At 72.2% G+C, this 16,558-nt stretch carries 17 protein-coding genes and 1 pseudogene; 7 read left to right on the top strand and 11 right to left on the bottom strand.

Annotation, left to right across the window (positions count from 1 at the left end; all coding sequences use genetic code 11):
• Positions 1-515 precede the first annotated feature (515 nt).
• From SM450_RS14865 to SM450_RS14855, 3 genes are read right to left on the bottom strand one after another with little or no spacing between them, the layout of a single operon-like run.
• Positions 516-884 (bottom strand): YrdB family protein, encoded by a 369-nt coding sequence (locus SM450_RS14865; protein WP_474620324.1) that lies wholly within the window; start codon positions 882-884, stop codon positions 516-518.
• The gene (locus tag SM450_RS14860; protein ID WP_474620323.1) at positions 881-1,450 is read right to left on the bottom strand and encodes a TetR/AcrR family transcriptional regulator; all 570 of its coding nucleotides are present in this window, start codon (positions 1,448-1,450) and stop codon (positions 881-883) included. The genes SM450_RS14865 and SM450_RS14860 overlap by 4 nt, the downstream gene beginning before the upstream one ends.
• Positions 1,443-2,237, bottom strand: coding sequence for an alpha/beta fold hydrolase (locus tag SM450_RS14855; protein WP_474620322.1), 795 nt, complete (start codon positions 2,235-2,237; stop codon positions 1,443-1,445). The genes SM450_RS14860 and SM450_RS14855 overlap by 8 nt, the downstream gene beginning before the upstream one ends.
• Before the next feature lie 50 nt (positions 2,238-2,287).
• Here SM450_RS14855 and SM450_RS14850 point away from each other — a divergent pair.
• Positions 2,288-2,469, top strand: a pseudogene (locus SM450_RS14850) (VOC family protein); the annotation flags it as partial.
• A gap of 1 nt (position 2,470) precedes the next feature.
• Here SM450_RS14850 and SM450_RS14845 read toward each other — a convergent pair.
• Positions 2,471-3,391 carry a proline dehydrogenase family protein gene (locus tag SM450_RS14845; RefSeq protein ID WP_474620321.1) on the bottom strand — a complete coding sequence of 307 codons (921 nt, stop codon included), beginning with the start codon at positions 3,389-3,391 and terminating at the stop codon, positions 2,471-2,473.
• 139 nt (positions 3,392-3,530) lie between these two features.
• Here SM450_RS14845 and SM450_RS14840 point away from each other — a divergent pair, with 139 nt between their 5' ends.
• Positions 3,531-4,097, top strand: coding sequence for a CGNR zinc finger domain-containing protein (locus SM450_RS14840; protein WP_474620320.1), 567 nt, complete (start codon positions 3,531-3,533; stop codon positions 4,095-4,097).
• A 34-nt stretch (positions 4,098-4,131) separates the two neighbouring features.
• Here SM450_RS14840 and SM450_RS14835 read toward each other — a convergent pair whose 3' ends face one another.
• Positions 4,132-4,938 carry a sugar phosphate isomerase/epimerase family protein gene (locus tag SM450_RS14835; protein WP_474620319.1) on the bottom strand — a complete coding sequence of 269 codons (807 nt, stop codon included), beginning with the start codon at positions 4,936-4,938 and terminating at the stop codon, positions 4,132-4,134.
• Between the two features lie 75 nt (positions 4,939-5,013).
• Positions 5,014-5,958 (bottom strand): Ppx/GppA phosphatase family protein, encoded by a 945-nt coding sequence (locus SM450_RS14830; RefSeq protein WP_474620318.1) that lies wholly within the window; start codon positions 5,956-5,958, stop codon positions 5,014-5,016.
• A gap of 73 nt (positions 5,959-6,031) precedes the next feature.
• Here SM450_RS14830 and SM450_RS14825 point away from each other — a divergent pair, with 73 nt between their 5' ends.
• Positions 6,032-6,838, top strand: a complete 807-nt coding sequence (locus SM450_RS14825; RefSeq protein ID WP_474620317.1) for a DUF3109 family protein — start codon at positions 6,032-6,034, stop codon at positions 6,836-6,838.
• A 45-nt stretch (positions 6,839-6,883) separates the two neighbouring features.
• Here SM450_RS14825 and SM450_RS14820 read toward each other — a convergent pair whose 3' ends face one another.
• Positions 6,884-7,462, bottom strand: a complete 579-nt coding sequence (locus SM450_RS14820) for a TetR/AcrR family transcriptional regulator (protein WP_474620316.1) — start codon at positions 7,460-7,462, stop codon at positions 6,884-6,886.
• A gap of 126 nt (positions 7,463-7,588) precedes the next feature.
• Between SM450_RS14820 and SM450_RS14815 the strand changes: the two genes are divergently transcribed.
• A complete protein-coding gene (locus tag SM450_RS14815) occupies positions 7,589-8,242 on the top strand; it encodes an NADPH-dependent F420 reductase (protein WP_474620315.1) in 654 nt (217 codons plus the stop codon).
• A 45-nt stretch (positions 8,243-8,287) separates the two neighbouring features.
• Here SM450_RS14815 and SM450_RS14810 read toward each other — a convergent pair whose 3' ends face one another.
• The 3 genes from SM450_RS14810 to SM450_RS14800 form a co-directional block, all read right to left on the bottom strand.
• A complete protein-coding gene (locus tag SM450_RS14810; protein WP_474620314.1) occupies positions 8,288-8,836 on the bottom strand; it encodes a hypothetical protein in 549 nt (182 codons plus the stop codon).
• A 932-nt stretch (positions 8,837-9,768) separates the two neighbouring features.
• Entirely contained in the window at positions 9,769-10,452 is a 684-nt protein-coding gene (locus tag SM450_RS14805) for a response regulator (protein ID WP_474620313.1), read from the bottom strand.
• 20 nt (positions 10,453-10,472) lie between these two features.
• Entirely contained in the window at positions 10,473-11,765 is a 1,293-nt protein-coding gene (locus SM450_RS14800) for a sensor histidine kinase (protein ID WP_474620312.1), read from the bottom strand.
• Between the two features lie 201 nt (positions 11,766-11,966).
• Here SM450_RS14800 and phoU point away from each other — a divergent pair, with 201 nt between their 5' ends.
• Positions 11,967-12,611: a phosphate signaling complex protein PhoU gene (gene phoU, locus SM450_RS14795; protein WP_474620311.1), complete on the top strand. Its 645-nt coding sequence runs from the start codon at positions 11,967-11,969 to the stop codon at positions 12,609-12,611.
• Between the two features lie 104 nt (positions 12,612-12,715).
• Here phoU and SM450_RS14790 read toward each other — a convergent pair whose 3' ends face one another.
• Positions 12,716-13,483 (bottom strand): phosphoglyceromutase, encoded by a 768-nt coding sequence (locus tag SM450_RS14790; RefSeq protein WP_474620310.1) that lies wholly within the window; start codon positions 13,481-13,483, stop codon positions 12,716-12,718.
• 150 nt (positions 13,484-13,633) lie between these two features.
• Between SM450_RS14790 and SM450_RS14785 the strand changes: the two genes are divergently transcribed.
• Together SM450_RS14785 and SM450_RS14780 are read left to right on the top strand one after the other, a co-directional pair.
• Positions 13,634-14,959, top strand: a complete 1,326-nt coding sequence (locus SM450_RS14785) for an MDR family MFS transporter (protein ID WP_474620309.1) — start codon at positions 13,634-13,636, stop codon at positions 14,957-14,959.
• A gap of 55 nt (positions 14,960-15,014) precedes the next feature.
• Complete coding sequence (locus SM450_RS14780) at positions 15,015-16,262, top strand: MDR family MFS transporter (protein WP_474620308.1); 1,248 nt, start codon at positions 15,015-15,017, stop codon at positions 16,260-16,262.
• Positions 16,263-16,558: the final 296 nt, after the last annotated feature.

Here is a 16,558-nt window from a genome sequence, read left to right as displayed (position 1 = left end):
GGTGGTCGCCACGACATCGTCGACCGGCGCGTCCCCACCCGGGCGCCGCGCGTCGCCCGCACCCGAGCCGGGGCCCGGCTCGCCACCGTCAGCCGCCCGGCCGGGGTGCGGTCCGTCGCCCTCAGCCGCCCGGCCGGGGTGCGGTCCGTCGCCGTCGGCTGCCCGGCCGGGGTGCGGTCCGTCGCCGTCGGCTGCCCGGCCGGGAGGCTGCTCGTCGCCGTCGGTCACCGGCGAAGGGTACGACCAATCGGGCGTTCCGGGAAAGTGCCCGGCGAGTAGTCCCTGCCCCAGGCCCGGACGGCAGATCTTGGAAGAAAACGGCCCCCAGAGGGGCCCTCCGCTTCCAAGATCTGCCATTGGCGAAGCGATCGGGTGAGATCTTGGTACGGGGGCGCCCCTCCAGGGGCGGATTCGTACCAAGATCTGCCGTCAGCGCTCGCGAAGCAGCCGGCGGGAGCGGGGAGCGGGCGGGAGCGGGGAGCGGGCGGGCAGGCAGGCGGGGGGTGGGGGCGGAGTCAGACGGGGGTGCCGGCGAGGGTCAGGAGGGCCTTGTCCACGGCCCAGAGGAGCACCAGCACCGCGCCGGGGACGGGGTGGCCGGCAAGGGCGAGCAGCAGGCCGCCGGCGAGGAAGCAGGCGGCCTGGATGCCGAGCTTGACCGGGGCGGGCAGCGGCACGGCGGCCCGGGGTGAGCAGAACACTCCCCAGGTCACGGCGAGTGCCAGCGGCGCGCCCAAGCCGGCGAGCAGACGCACCGGCCAGTCGGCGTCGACCGTGAAGCCCCAGAACCCGGCGGCGGCCAGCAGCGCCAACTCCAGCAGGAAGATGAGCCCCACCAGCGTGCCCTTCGTCGCACCGCCGGGAGACGACGGCCCGGCGCTCATCGGGACCGCCAGCCACGGTATGCGACGTCGAGTCCGTCGATCATCTGCTCGAAGGAGCGGCCGACGTCGCGGGGCAGCCCGAACCCGCCGGCCGCCTCCAGGGTGACGAAGCCGTGCACGGTGGACCGGAACATCCGGGTCGCGTCGACGGCCGCGTCGCCGTCGATGCCGTACCCGTGCAGGATCGCGAAGATCGCGCCGACCGCGCGCTCGGCGGCGACCAGGTGCTCCGGGTCGGTCGGGTCGGGGGCCCGCTGGGAGGCCGGGTAGCGGCCGGGGTGCCGGTGCGCGTACGCCCGGTAGGCGGTGGCGACGGCGCGCAACGCGTCGCCGCCGGCCCGGCCCGCGGCGGCGCTTGTCAGCACGTCGGCCATCTCGGTGGCGGCCAGCACGGCGAGCTTCTGGCGCAAGGCGTCCACGCCCCGCACGTGCTTGTAGAGGCTGGGCAGCGCGACGCCGAGCCGGCCGGCCAGCGCGGCCAGGGTCAGCCGGTCGTGTCCGACCTCGTCGGCGAGCACGGCCGCCTCCCGGACCACCGTCACCGGGGTCAGGCCGGCCCTAGGCACGCGCGGTCACTCGCAGGAACTCGACCAGGTCGGCGGCGGTGGCGTCGGGCTGGTCGGCGTGCGGGTAGTGACCGGAATCGGCGATCATGCGGGCTTCGGCGACGGCGAACTGCCGGCGGGCGGCCCGCGCCTCGGCGCCCGGGTCGGGGAAGTCCGGGTCCTTCGTACCCATCAGGATCAGCACCGGCTGCCGTACCTCGCGTGCCCGTGCGGTCCAGTGCGGCTCCACCGGCGCGACCACGCCGCGCACCGCGGCCATCCGGCCGCGCAGCTTGGCGACCATCTCCTTGCGGTACGCGGCGTCGTCGGCCGGCCGCCCGCACGGGAAGAGCGTGCGGTGGAACAGCCCGAACAGCCGCGGGCTGCGCAGCACGGCGGCCTGGGCGGCCCGCATCAGCGGGTTCGGTCCCGGCGCGCTGACGAACGGGCTGACCTGCACGATGCCGCCGACCAGCGCCGGGTCCTCGGCGGCGGCGAAGACCACGCCCGCCCCGCTGGACGAGCTGCCGACAAGCGTGGCCGGCCCGCCGCCAAGCGCCCGCGCCACGGCCAGCAGGTCGCCACCGACCGCAGCCGGGGCGTACGTGGGCCAGCGTGGGCTGGAGTCGCCGTGGCCGCGTACGTCGACGGAGGCGACCCGGTAGCCGGCCGCCACCAGCAGCGGCACCAGGTGCCGGAAGGTCGCCCGGTTCTCCCCCATGCCGTGCGACAGCACCACGAGCGGCCCCGCACCGTGCACCTCGTAGGCGATCGTCCCACCGTCCCGCGACACCTGGCTAACTGTCATAGCTAGGAAGCTAACGGCATTAGCTTTCACCGTCAAGTGTTGACCTCGACGCGGCGCTGACCGTCGACCCGCGCCCCACCGAGGAGGACCTGCTCGCGCTCTACCTGGACTGGAAGGGGCCGGCGGGACCAGGGTCACCGCCGGCCCGTACTGGGACAGGTGGGGGATCACGTTCGCCGACCCGGACGGCTACCGCCTCGTGCTGTGCACCCGGACCTGGTCGAACGGCTGACTCACGTCGTCGACATCACCGCACGGCCGAAGAACGCCAGATTGGCCGGGCGCTCGGCCAGTCGGCGCATCAGATAGCCGTACCACTGGTCGCCGTAGGGAACGTAGGTGCGCACCGTGTAGCCCTCGCCGACCAGGCGCTTCTGCTCGTCCGGGCGGATGCCGTAGAGCATCTGGAACTCGAACCGGCCCGGGTCGCGGTCGAACCAGCGCGCCCGGTCCTCGCCGATCGCGATCAGACGCGGGTCGTGCGTGGCAAGCATCGGATACCCGTCGCCCGCCATCAGCACGTTCATGCAGCGCACGTACGACTTGTCGACCTCGCGGGCGGACTGGTAGGCCACCGACTCCGGCTCCTTGTAGGCCCCCTTGCACAGCCGCACCCGGGACCCGGCGGAAGCAAGCTCGCGACAGTCCGACTCGGTCCGCCGCAGGTACGCCTGGAGCACCGCGCCTGTCGACGGGTGGTCCTTGCGCAGCTTGGTCAGGACGTCGAGCGTCGAGTCGGTGGTGGTGTGATCCTCCATGTCCAGCGTGACCGTGGTGCCCGCCGCGTCGGCCGCCGCGCAGATCGCCCGCACGTTCTCGTACGCGAGTTGCTCGTCGAACATCTGGCCGAGCGCGGAGAGCTTCACGCTGACCTCGGCGGCCGGGGTGAGCCCGGCGGCGCCGAGCAGGCGCAGCAGGGTGAGGTATTCGTCCCGGGTGGCGTTCGCCTGCTCGGGGGTGGTGGTGTCCTCGCCCAGGTAGTCGAGGGTGACCGCTTGGCCGTCGGCGACGAGTGCGCGGGTCGCGCGCAGCGCGTCGTCGGTGCCGGCGCCGGCGACGAACCGGCGGACGACGTCCCGGGTGAACGGGGCCGTCGCGACGAGCCGCTCCACCTGGGTTGACCGGGAGGCGGCGAGGATGACGGAACGGAGCATGAGCCGAGCGTAACGCCCACCCCCGCACCCGCGCCGGGCACGTGTGAGGCGGGGGCCCTTCTTATCGCCCAGGCTATAAGAAGGGCCCCCGCCAAACGCATCGCGGCACGTCCGCTCCGAGTCGTCTACCGTTGGTGTCGTGAACTTCGACGCGTACGCCCGGACCGGGGTCGAGCTCGTCAACGCCCGACTGGACGACCTCGACGGCCTGCGGGCCCTCTTCCCGGATGAGAACGCCTGGATGCGCGACGAGGTCGCGGAGCGGGACCTCACCATCTTCCGGCGGGCACAGAAACGCCTGCGGGACGTCTTCGAGTACGGCACCTCGGGCCGTGACGCCGACGCCGTGACGGAGCTGAACGCGCTGCTGGAGGCGTTCCCGGTGCAGCCCCGCATCTCCGGCCACGACTCCTCGGACTGGCACATGCACGTGACCAGCCGGGGCGCCTCGGTCTCCTCGGAATACCTGGCCGGCGCGGTCTGGGGGCTGTCGGTTTGGCTCTGCGAGTACGGCAGCGCCCGGTTCGGCGTCTGCGCGGACGAGCGCTGCGGCAACGTCTACCTGGACACCTCGTCCAACTGCTGCCGGCGGTTCTGCTCGGAGCGCTGCGCCACCCGGTCACACGTGGCGGCGCACCGCGCCCGCAAGCGCGCCGCGGTCGGCGAGCAGGCGGTGCCGGCCCAGCCACTCGCCCCGGTCAGCTAGACCGCCGCCGGTCACCAGGTCCGCTGGCCCGCGGTCAGGCGTCGACAGGTGAGGGCGCGGTCAGGTTGGCCCGGGCGAACGCGAGCGACTCGCGCAGGTCCGCCTCCCGCACCGCGCGGCTCTTCGCGCCCCGGGTGGTCACCTCCACCGCCACCGAGCCGGTGAAGCCGCGCCCGGCCAGCGATCGGAGCAGCTCCGCGCAGGGCTGACCGCCCCGGCCCGGCACCAGGTGCTCGTCCCGCCCCTCGCCGGTGCCGTCGCCCAGGTGCACGTGCGCCAGCGCGCCACCCATCCGGTCCGCCATCGCCAGCGCGTCGGTGTGCGAGGCCGCGCAGTGCGACAGGTCCAACGTGTAGGAGGCGTAACCGGCGTCGGTCGGGTCCCAGCCCGGCACGTACGGCACGAACTGCCGACCGGCCATCCGCACCGGGAACATGTTCTCCACCGCGAAGCGGAGGCCACCGAACTGCCCGGCGACGGCGTCGAGGCCGTCGGCGAACGTGCGCGCGTAGTCACGCTGCCAGGTGAACGGGGGATGCACCACCACGGTCGGCGACTCCAGCGTCTCGGCCAGCTCGGCGGCCCGGCGCAGCCGCTCCCACGGGTCGGGGCTCCACACCCGCTGGGTGACAAGCAGGCAGGGCGCGTGCACCGACAGCACCGGAATGCCGTAGTGCTCCGACAGTCCGCGCAGCGCGCCCGCGTCCTGGCTCACCGGATCGGTCCAGACCATCACCTCGACGCCGTCGTACCCGAGCGCGGAGGCGAGCTGGAACGCCGCCGCGGTCCGTTCCGGAAAGACCGAGGACGTGGACAGGAGCACCGGGACGCGGGAAGTCACGCCCCTCAGGGTAGCCGCACCCGCCAGGAGGCATCGGGACGAGCAGCCGCAAAGCACCCAGAGCGACCGCTCGGATCACATCGGTGCGAGCTGATCCAGCCGACGCAGGATGACCCCCTCGCGCAACGCCCAGGGGCAGATGTCCAAACTGTCGACGTCGAGCCGGCGCATCACCGCCTCGGCCACCACCGCGCCGGCCAGGAGCTGGTGCGCCCGTTGCGCGCTGACGCCCTCCAGCTCGGGCAGGTGAGCCGGCGGGATGTGCCGGACGAACCCGAGCACCTGCCGCAGCCCGGTGCGGGTCAGGCTGCGCCGCGCCCAGAGACCGGCGCCGGACGGCGCGGCGCCGGCCAACCGGGCAAGCGAGCGGAACGTCTTGGAGGTGGCCACCGGACGCTCCCAGCCCACCTCGGTCAGTTGCTTCACCACGGGGTCGAGCTGCGCGTCCACGTACTCCCGGAGGTCCTCCACGGCCTGGGCGGGCGGCGGCATCAACCCGGCCGGGTCGATCGCCAGCCGCTCCCGGCTGAGCCGGCCCGCGCCGAGCGGCAACGAGACCGCGACATCCGGATGCTCGTCGATGCCGGCGGCCAGCTCCAGCGAGCCGCCGCCGATGTCGAGCGCCAGCAGCCGGCCGGCGGACCAGCCGAACCACCGCCGCACCGCGAGGAACGTCATCCGCGCCTCGTCCGCGCCGGAGAGCACCCCCAGGCGTACGCCTGTCTCGTCGCGCACCCGGGCCAGCACCTCGACGGCGTTCGTGGCGTCGCGGACCGCGCTCGTGGCGAACGCCAACAGGTCCTCGGCGCCCAGCCCGTCGGCTGCCGCCCGCGCCATGCCGACGGCCTCGACCAGCCCGTCCGCGCCGGCGTCGGTCAACGCGCCGTCCGGGCCGATCTGCTCGGCCAGCCGCAGCACCACCTTCTCCGAGTGGGCCGGCCAGGGGTGCGCGCCGTGGTGGGCGTCGACCACCAGCAGGTGCACGGTGTTGGAACCGACGTCGAGGACACCCAGTCGCATGGGAAGCACCCTAGGGCCAACACGTTTCGTCGGCTCGCCGGCCGGCCGGGGTGACCGCGCGTACGCTGGTCGGGTGACAGGGCAGATCGAGCTTCACGTGCTGGTGGACGACCCGGACGACCCGCGTAGCCGCGAGGTCGGGCTGGACTTTCCGCGGGAGTGGATCGAGTTCGTCGACCCTGCCGACCCGAAGCACGTCGTCCGGGCCGACCTGACCTGGCTGCTGTCCCGCTGGACGTGCGTCTTCGGCCGGGGCTGCCACGGCATCGTCGCCGGTCGGGCCGCCGACGGGTGCTGCTCGCACGGCGCGTTCTTCACCGACTCCGACGACGAGAAGCGGGTCCGGGCGGCGGTCAAGCGGCTCACGCCGGAGACCTGGCAGCACTTCCGCCGCGGCTTCAAGAACTGGACCGAGAACGACACGGTCGACGGCAAGACACCGGCCCGGCGCACCGCCACCCAGGGCGTGGACGCGCCGTGCGTGTTCCTCAACGACGCCGACTTCCCCGCCGGGGGCGGCTGCGCCCTGCACGCCCAGGCGCTGCGCGACGGCGTGCACCCGCTGGAATACAAGCCCGACGTCTGCTGGCAACTGCCGGTCCGCCGCGACCAGGAATGGCACACGCGGCCGGACAACACCAAGGTGCTGATCTCCACGCTGGCCGAGTTCGACAGGCGCGGTTGGGGCGCCGGCGGCCACGACCTGGACTGGTGGTGCACCTCCTCCACCGACGCGCACGTCGGCACCGAGCCGATGTACGTCTCCTACGGCCCGGAGCTGACCGCGCTGATCGGCGCGCCCGCGTACGCGAAGCTGGCCGAACTCTGCGCCGCCCGCCACCGTAAGGGCCAGATCGCCCCCCACCCCGCCAGCGAGTAAGGAAGGGCCCCCGCTTAACGCCTCCGGTAGAGGAAGGGCCCCCGCTTAACGCTTCGGGAGCGCCGCGTCGACGAGTGCCTGGGCACTGCGCCGGGCAGCCTCGGCGACCGCCGGGTCGGCGTCGAGCACACCGCCGGCAAGACCGCCGTCGAGCAACAGGGTGAGCTGCCGGGCCAGCAGCTCCGGCTCGGCCGCCCCGGCCTGCCGGGCCAGGTCGGTCACCCAGGCCCGCACCGCATTCTTGTGCTCGACCGTACGGGCGTGCACCGGGCCGCCGGCGGGCGACTCGGCCGCGGTGTTGATGAACGCGCAGCCGTGGTAGCCCTCCCGACGGCAGGCCCCGGTGAGCGCGTCGAACATCCCGACGAGCTGGGCCCGGGGGTTGTCGCCGGCCGCCCGGGCCGCGTCCCGCAGCGCGCCGGACCAGGCCCGGTCGACCTTTTCCAGGTACGCCAGGACGAGGTCGTCCTTGCTCGGGAAGTGCTTGTAGAGGGTGGCCTTCGCGACGCCCGACTCGGCGATCACCGTGTCCACCCCGACGCCACGCGGCCCGTACGCGTAGAACAGCCGGAACGCGGTTGCCAGGATGCGCTCCCGGGCGGCGCCGGCGGGAGTGCGGGCCATGGGTCCTCCTCGGTGTCCGTCGCAGCCTATCCGTTCACGCCCTTCAGGTATACAGACCTGTCTGTTAGTCTCGGTCGTACGGAGCGCACGCATCGGCGTCGCGCACTACCGGAGGACGGAATCCACATGCGTATCGCAGTGCTGGGCACCGGCATGGTCGGGCGGGCGATCGCCGCCCGCGCGGCCGAACTGGGCCACGAGGTCGTCGTCGGCACCCGTGACGTCGCCGCCACCCGGGACGGGGACTGGGGCGACTGGGCCGCCGGCCACCCCGGCATCACCCTCGCCGTCCACGCCGACGCCACCGCCGGAGCCGACCTGGTGGTGAACGCGACAAGCGGCGACGGCTCCCTCCCCACGCTCCACGCGGCGGGCGCGGAGAACCTGGCCGGCAAAATCCTGCTCGACGTCGCCAATCCGCTCGACTTCAGCCAGGGCTTTCCGCCCACCCTGTCGGTGCTCAACGACGACTCGCTCGGCGAACTGATCCAGCGGACGTTTCCCCGTACCCGGGTGGTGAAGGCGCTCAACACGCTCACCGCCGACCTGATGACGCACCCTCGGCAACTCGGCGGCGGGGACCACAGCGTCTTCATGTCCGGCGACGACGCCGAGGCCAAGAAGGCGGTCGCCGACCTGCTCACGAGCTTCGGCCACACCGACGTGATCGACCTGGGCGACATCACCACGGCACGGGGCACCGAGATGCTGATGCCGATCTGGCTGCGCCTCTACGGCCGGCTGGGCACGGCACTGTTCAACGTCAAGGTGATGCGCTGAAGGCCGGCACCCCGTGGTTCGGGGTGCCGGCCTTCGCGGTGCCGCTTACTTGGTCCAGTGCGTGGTGACGAGGTCGGTGGCCTGGTTCTCCCACTGGGCGTAGGCGTCCGGGTAGGCCGACACCTGGACGGTCTGGGCGGCCTCGGTCAGCGGCATGTCCTGCCAGCCGTCGACCTGCTTCAGACCCTTCAGGAACGCCAGGGTCGAATACTCGGGGTCGGTGATCTGTTCCGGGCTGCCCCAGCCGGAGGAGGGGCGCTGCTGGAACAGGCCCAGCGAGTCGTGGTCGTTGGTGTCGCCGAGGTGGCCCAGGTTCTCCAGTTTCGACTCCTGGAGGCTGGTGGCGATGGAGATGACCGCGGCCCGCTCGGGCAGGCCGGCCTTCTTCGTCGCCGCGATGATCGCCTTGACGTTGGCGGTCTGCTCGTCGTTGAGGGTGATGGTCGACTGCTTGCCCTCGGCCTGCACGGCCGCGACCGGCTTGGTGGTGTGGGTGGGGGTGTCGGCGTGGGCGGCGATCGGACCGGCGAACACACCACCGGTGAACGCGAGACCAGCAACACCGAGAATGCTCTTACGCAGGATCGTGTTCATCAGAGGGCTCCATTCGGGGGTCGACGACGCGCACCGAGAGGGGGGTTGGCACGCGGGCAAGCACCGTCAGGCACTCAGGTTTTGCGGGGGGACCGGCTGCTCCGCGGGGCAGGGCCACACCACGGGGCCGGGAGACTGTGTAACGACCGGCTACCCACCGCCATTCCCGGGGGCGGGTCGGCAGCGCGGCGAACCGGTGCGCTGGCCTTCTTCGGTCGTTCACCGGGTTACAACGCCCGCACCCCCGGGCCGATTCCACCGTCAGAGTGCCACCCACCACCCCCGAACCGGACACCCCACCCACCCGGAACACCCGGGCGGCACACCACGACCGGCATTCCACACGCCCGTCACACACCCGTACATTCCACCCGCGCTCCCCCAAGCCCACCACTGCAACGCTATGGGTGCACCACCGCGCCGCAGACACCCATGACGTTCCACCCGCACTCCGCCCGGGCCACGACTGGAACGGTGTGGGTGCACCACCGCGCCGCAGACACCCATGACGTTCCACCCGCACTCCGCCCGGGCCACGACTGGAACGGTGTGGGTGCACCACCGCGCCGGAGGCACCCATGGCGTTCCACCCGTGCTCCGCCGAGCCGTGAGTGGAGCACCATGGGTGCATCAGCGCGTCGTGAACACCCCCACCGCCGGACCCGGACATCCGGCACATCCGAAACGGCAGGGTGGCTACCGTGCGGGGAAGAGGTCTGAGTCGTCTCTGCCCTCAACTACAAAGGCGCGGACGCAGGTGCCTGACCCGAGCACGCACGTACGCGAGCGCTGCCGCGAGATCAAGCCGCCTTCCGTCTCGCATTACGAGTCGATCCCGGACCGGCGAACAGGGACAGACTCCGGCGCGTCAGAGCGGCGAACCGGGCACGCGCCGGGTGCACGGGAGCGGCAGACCCACGCCAGCCGGGCGGTCACGGCTCGAACTTGTAGCCCAGACCTCGCACCGTGACGATGTAGCGCGGCGTGGACGGCTCCGGCTCGATCTTCGACCGCAACCGCTTCACGTGCACGTCGAGCGTCTTGGTGTCGCCCACGTAGTCGGCACCCCAGACCCGGTCGATGAGCTGCCCCCGGGTGAGCACCCGGCCGGCGTTGCGCAGCAGCAACTCCAACAGCTCGAACTCCTTGAGCGGCAGTTGCACGCCGGTCCCGTCCACGGTCACCACGTGCCGCTCGATGTCCATCCGCACCGGGCCGGCGGCGAGCGTCGGGGCGCCCGTCTCGTTCGCCTCGGCGGTCTGCCTGCGCAGCACCGCCCGGATCCGGGCGACCAGCTCACGCGGCGAGTACGGCTTGGTCACGTAGTCGTCGGCGCCGATCTCCAGGCCGACCACCTTGTCGATCTCGCTGTCCCGGGCGGTGACCATGATGATCGGGACGTGCGACCGCTGGCGGAGCTGGCGGCAGACCTCGGTGCCCGACATCTCCGGCAGCATCAGGTCGAGCAGCACGATGTCGGCGCCGGTCCGGTCGAACTCGGTGAGGGCGGAGGTGCCCGTCGCGGCGACGGAAACCTCGAACCCCTCCTTGCGGAGCATGTAGGACAGGGCGTCGGAGAACGACTCCTCGTCCTCGACCACCAGTACGCGGCTCAACGGGTGTTCCTTTCCTGTGGTCAGACCTGCCGGAGCTCGGCCGGGCCGGCCTCGATCCCAGCCGAGGCGAGTGTCGCCTCCAGGTCGTCCGGGGGGCGGGCAGGCAGCCGGAGGGTGAACGTCGAACCCCCACCAAGAGTGCTCGACACATCCACCCGGCCGCCATGGTTGCTGGCGATGTGTTTGACGATGGCCAGTCCCAGGCCGGTGCCGCCGGTCGAGCGCGAGCGGGCCTGGTCGGCGCGGTAGAAGCGCTCGAAGATCCGGTCGACCTCGCTCGGGGCGATGCCGATGCCCTGGTCGGCGACCGCGATCTCGACGTGCTCGTCGGTGCCCCGCACGGTCACCCGGACCGTGGTGTCCTCGGCCGAGTAGGTGACCGCGTTCTCCACCAGGTTCGCCACCGCGGTGGCGAGTTGGCTGTCACTCCCGTACACGGTCAGGCCCCGCTGCCCACCCACGACGATCTCCACCCGGCGGGCGGTGGCCGGGGTGCGGGTCCGGTCGATCACCTCGGCGAGCACCCAGTCCACGGAGACCGGTTCGGGGGCCGGCTGCGGCTCGGCGCCCTGGAGCCGGGTGAGCTCCAGCAACTCCTGCACCAACCGGCCGAGCCGGGTCGACTCGTGCTGGATCCGTTCGGCGAACCGCCGCGCGGCGACCAGGTCCTCGGACAGGTCGGGCGCGCCGTCACCGGCCGGCTCGGTGGCGTCGACGAGCGCCTCGGCGAGCAGTTGGAGTGCTCCGATCGGGGTCTTCAGCTCGTGGCTCACGTTTGCCACGAAGTCCCGGCGTACCCGGGCCAGGCGGTGCGACTCAGTGACGTCGACGGCCTCGATCGAGACGTAGCCGGCGCCCAGTCCCATGGCTCGCAGGTGCACACCGAGCGGGTTGTCGCCGGCGCTGTCGCGGCCCCGCGGCAGGTCGAGCTCGATCTCGCGACGCACGCCCGTGCGGCGGACCTGCCCGGCGAGGGTACGGATCAACGGGTGCGCGGCGATCGACCCCGGTGTCGCCCCGGCCCGGAGCAGGCCCATCGCGCGGGCGGCCGGGTTCACCAGCACCGGCGTGTCGTCCGCGTCGAGCACCACCACGCCGGCCCGGAGCGAGTCGATCGTCTTGCGGCCGAGCCCGGATAGGCCCCCCTGCGCTTCGTCCGGAATCGTCGGCCTCCCTGCGTCACGACGGGAGGTCCCGCCGCCCCGCGACGCCCACCGGCGCCGCCATTCCGCCACGGAACCGGACAGCGTCGATCCGGCGACCAGTCCGGCCACCAACGCCACGGCCACCGCGATGGCCACTGCCCATTCCACCCGGCGATCGTAGGGTCATTGTTAACCCAAGGAACGGGCACAAGGGGACGAATCACTCTCGCTTCCGAGAATGTTCACCCATGGGTCCCGCGTCGTTCACCCGCGTTCACCCTGGTGCCGGCCATCCGGCCTACCGTGGGGCGCGCACCTGCTCACGCCGTACCCGCCTCGGGCCGCGGCCACCGACCCCAGGAAGTGACGATGCGCGACGAGTTCCGGGCCGACCTGCAGATTGTCAGCCAACTGCTGGTGGACATGGCCGAGGCGGTACGCGCGGCCATGCGGCAGGCCACCAAGGCGCTCCTCACCGCCGACCGCGGCGCGGCCGAGACGGTGATCGCGCGGGACGCCGAGATCGACGACCTCTACCGGCACGTGGAGGAGCGGGTCTGCGACCTGCTGGCCCGACAGGCCCCGGTCGCCTCCGACCTGCGGGCCATGATCACCGCCCTGCACGTCGCCGCCGACCTGGAGCGGATGGGCGACCTGGCCGACCACGTGGCCAAGACGGCGCTGCGCCGGCACCCGTCGCCGGCGGTGCCGGCCGAGCTGCGGCCGGTCTTCACCGACATGGCCGGCATCGCCGACCGGATGGCGGAGAAGATCGGCGCGGTGCTTGCCAAGCCCGACGCCGACGTCGCCGCCGAGCTGGACCGGGACGACGACGCCATGGACGACCTGCACAAGAGTCTCTTCGGCGTGCTGCTCGGCGACGACTGGCCGTACGGGGTGGAGACCGCGATCGACGCGACCCTGCTGGGCCGCTTCTACGAGCGCTTCGCCGACCACGCGGTGAACGCCGGTGAGCACGTGGTCTATCTGATCACCGGTTCTCCCTCCGCCTGACCCACCGGCGGGCCCCAGGCAAGGAGGGGCCCCTTCTTAACAGGGGAGTGTTAAGAAGGGGCCCCTCCTCTACCGGAGGCGTTAAAAGGGGGCCCCGCCTTACATCAGCGGCCCTGGTTGGCTACCGCGGCGGCAGCCGCCTTGGCGGCCTCGGGGTCGAGGTAGGTGCCTCCCAGGACCTGCGGACGCAGGTCGGCGTCCAGGTCGTAGCGCAGCGGGATGCCGGTGGGGATGTTCAGCTTGGCGATCGCCTCGTCGGAGATCTGGTCGAGGTGCTTGACCAACGCGCGCAGCGAGTTGCCGTGCGCCGCCACCAGCACCGTCCGGCCGGCCAGGATGTCCGGCACGATCGAGTCGTACCAGTAGGGCAGCATCCGCTCGACGACGTCCTTCAGGCACTCGGTGCGTGGCATCAGCTCGGTCGGCAGCAGCGCGTACCGCGGGTCGCCGACCTGCGACCACTCGTCATTGTCGTCGATCGGCGGCGGGGGCGTGTCGTACGACCGGCGCCAGAGCATGAACTGTTCCTCGCCGTACTCTTCGAGGGTCTGCTTCTTGTTCTTGCCCTGAAGGGCGCCGTAGTGGCGCTCGTTGAGCCGCCACGACCGGCGCACCGCGATCCAGTGCCTGTCGGCGGCGTTCAGCGCCAGCTCGGCGGTGCGGATCGCCCGGCGCATCACGCTCGTGTGCACCACGTCCGGCAGCAGGTCGTGCTCGCGGAGCAGCTCGCCGCCACGCCGCGCCTCGGTCTCACCCTTGGCGGTCAGGTCGACGTCGACCCACCCGGTGAAGAGGTTCTTGGCGTTCCAGTCGCTCTCGCCGTGCCGCAGCAGGACCAGCGTCCCGACGGTGGGTCCTTCGCTCGCAGTCATGCGGATCATCCTGCCGTACCGGCCGGGCGGACACGCGGGGACCTGTGGTGACGACCACCACGTGGAAATGCGGATGACCGGCGTTCCGACCCGGGACTAGGTTGTAAGGCATCTGAGATTGATCGGTCATTACCACACGGGGGCGTTGGGATGCGGACGGTGCGGGGTTGGTTCCAGGACACGGCGGGCGGGTTACCGCGTTCCTTCTGGTACCTCTGGACCGGCACCCTCATCAACCGGCTCGGCTCGTTCGTCCTGATCTTCCTCGCCATCTACCTGACCCAGCAGCGGGGCTTCTCGGCCGCGCAGGCCGGTCTGGTGATCGGGCTCTGGGGCGCCGGCGGCGCGGTCGGCACCACCGTCGGCGGCACCCTGACCGACCGCTGGGGCCGGCGACCCACGCTGCTCACCGCGCACCTCGGCGCCGCCACCATGATGGTCGCGCTCGGCCTGGCCCGGCCGCTCTGGGCGGTGGCGGTCGGCGCGCTGCTGCTCGGCATGTTCGCCGAGGCGGCCCGCCCGGCCTTCGCCGCGATGATCATCGACGTGGTGCCGGAGAATAACCGGCTCCGCGCGTACTCGCTCAACTACTGGGCGCTCAACCTCGGCTTCGCCTGCGCCGCAGTCCTGGCCGGGCTCGCCACCGAGGCCGGTTACCTGCTGCTCTTCCTGGTGGACGCGACCACCACGCTTGTCACCGGGCTGATCATCTTCACCCGGGTGGGCGAGACCCGGACCGCGTCGCCCGGTCCGGTCGGCACGAGCGCGCCGGCCCCGGCGGGCGCGCTGCGCACCATCCTGCGCGACCGGGTCTTCCTCGGCTTCGTGGCGCTCAACCTGTTCGGCGCGCTTGTCTTCCTCCAGTACGTCTCGATGCTGCCGATCGCCATGGCCGACTCCGGGCTCAGCCCCGCCACCTACGGCTCGGTGATCGCGCTCAACGGGGTCCTCATCGTGATCGGGCAGCTCTTCGTGCCCCGGCTCATCGCCGGCCGGAGCCGGTCGCACGTGCTGGCGCTCGCCGCTCTCATCATGGGGGTCGGGTTCGGGCTCACCGCGTTCGCCGACACGGTCTGGCTCTACGGGCTCACGGTGCTGATCTGGACGCTCGGCGAGATGCTCAACGCGCCCTCCAACGCCACCCTGATCGCGGAGTTGTCGCCGGCCGCACTGCGCGGTCGCTACCAGGGCGCCTTCTCGCTCTCCTGGCAGCTCGCCGGCGCGAGCGCGCCGATCCTCGGCGGCCTGCTCCGGGAGCAGGCCGGCAACACCGCGCTCTGGCTGGCCTGCGCCGGGGTCGGCGCCGTGGCGGCGGTCGCGCACCTGGTCTCCGGCCCGGCCCGGGAGCGTCGCGCCACCCAGCTCCGCGCCGCCGGGACGGCCGTCACGCCTGTCACCATGGCCCGCACCCCGGCGCCGGAGGCGGCCGAGGCCGCGGCCACGTCACCCGCCGCGCCGGTCCAGGTCGGTTCCTGAGTACGCCGGGTACGGTACCGCGGCGTATCGGTAAGGAAACCTTCCTGGAGGACGGGTGCACGGCCTGCGGCGCTTGTGGGACGACACGGCCGGTGGACTGCCCGCCACCTTCTGGTATCTCTGGACCGGGCTGCTGATCAACCGGGCCGGCGCGTTCGCGCTGCTGTTCCTGTCGCTCTACCTCACCTCCGCGCGGGACGCCTCGCCGTCCCTGGCCGGGCTCGTCGTCGGCGCGTACGGCATCGGCGGCGCGGCCGGCACGCTGGTCGGCGGCGTCCTGGCGGACCGGTGGGGCCGGCGGGCCACGCTGCTCGCCGCCCACCTGACCGCGGCCGGGTTGATGGCGGCGCTGGCGTTCAGCCGGCACCTGGCGATGATCGCCGTGCTGGCCACGCTCGTCGGGGTGGCGCACTCGATGCCGGGCCCGGCGTTCGTGGCGGCCATCGTGGACGTGGTGCCGCAGGCCGCCCGGTCGCGGGCGTTCAACCTCCAGTTCTGGGCGTTCAACCTGGGCATGGCGGTGGCGTCGCTGCTGGCCGGCGTGCTCGCCGAGGCGAGCTTCGTGGCGCTGTTCCTGGTCGACGCCGGAGCCACGCTTGCCGCGGCTGTGGTCATCGCGCTCACGGTGCCCGAGACGTTGACCCGCCAGGTGGTGACCCCACGGGCCGTGGAGGGGAGGCGGCCCGGGCTGCACACCGCGCTCACCGACCGCACCTTCCTCGCGTTCGTCGGGCTGACCTTCCTGCTGGCCGTGCTGACCATGCAGACGTCGACGATCATGCCGCTGGCGATGCGCGCGGACGGACTGGGCCCGAGCGCGTACGGGCTTGTGGTGGCGCTCGGCGGGGCGCTGATCGTGGTGGGGCAGTTGTTCGTGCCCCGGCTGATCGCGGCGCACCGCTCCTCGACCGTGCTGGCCGTCTCCACCGGGCTGATGGCGCTCGGGTTCGGCGCGTTGACGGTCGCCGACGGGTTGTCGCTGTATCTCGGCGCGGCGGTGGTCTGGACGGTCGGGCAGATGCTCGCCGCCCCGCCGAACGCCCAGATCAACGCCGACCTGGCCCCGCCCCGGCTACGGGCCCGCTACCAGTCGGTCTTCTACCTGACGTTCCCGGCGGCGTCCTTCGTGGCGCCCGCGCTCGGCGGGCTCAGCCTGGAGCGTCTCGGCGAGCGGCACTGGCTGGTGGTGGGCGGGCTGGGACTGTGCGCCGCGGCCGGTCACCTGCTCGCCGGTGGCCCCCGGGAACGCCGGGTCGCCGCGTTACGGGCCGCCGCCCGGGAGCCGGAGAAGGTCCACCGCTGAACAACGGCAGAGCGCCCACCCCGACCCCCGTCGAGATGGGCGCTCTGACCGTACGCCCGGCGGCGGCGGGCGACACTCACCCCCGTAAGCGTCGCCCGCTCGCGCCGCCGGTTCCACGGGCGGCACCGTCCCCCAACGGCGTGCTCCACCCGATCATCGCGTCTCGCTTGCGCGGATCTGATCGATCCGCCGCTCCCCCGAACGAAAACAAGCGCTACGCGGTGCAATAAAGCTAGTTCGCGCAGATTCCGGATTCAACCCGCATCGCTGTCTTACCCGTCACAGCACCGATGTCG

The organism is Micromonospora marincola (assembly GCF_056150385.1).
The sequence above is the reverse complement of the archived record's forward strand: the minus strand, read 5'-3'. Positions and strand labels throughout refer to the sequence as shown.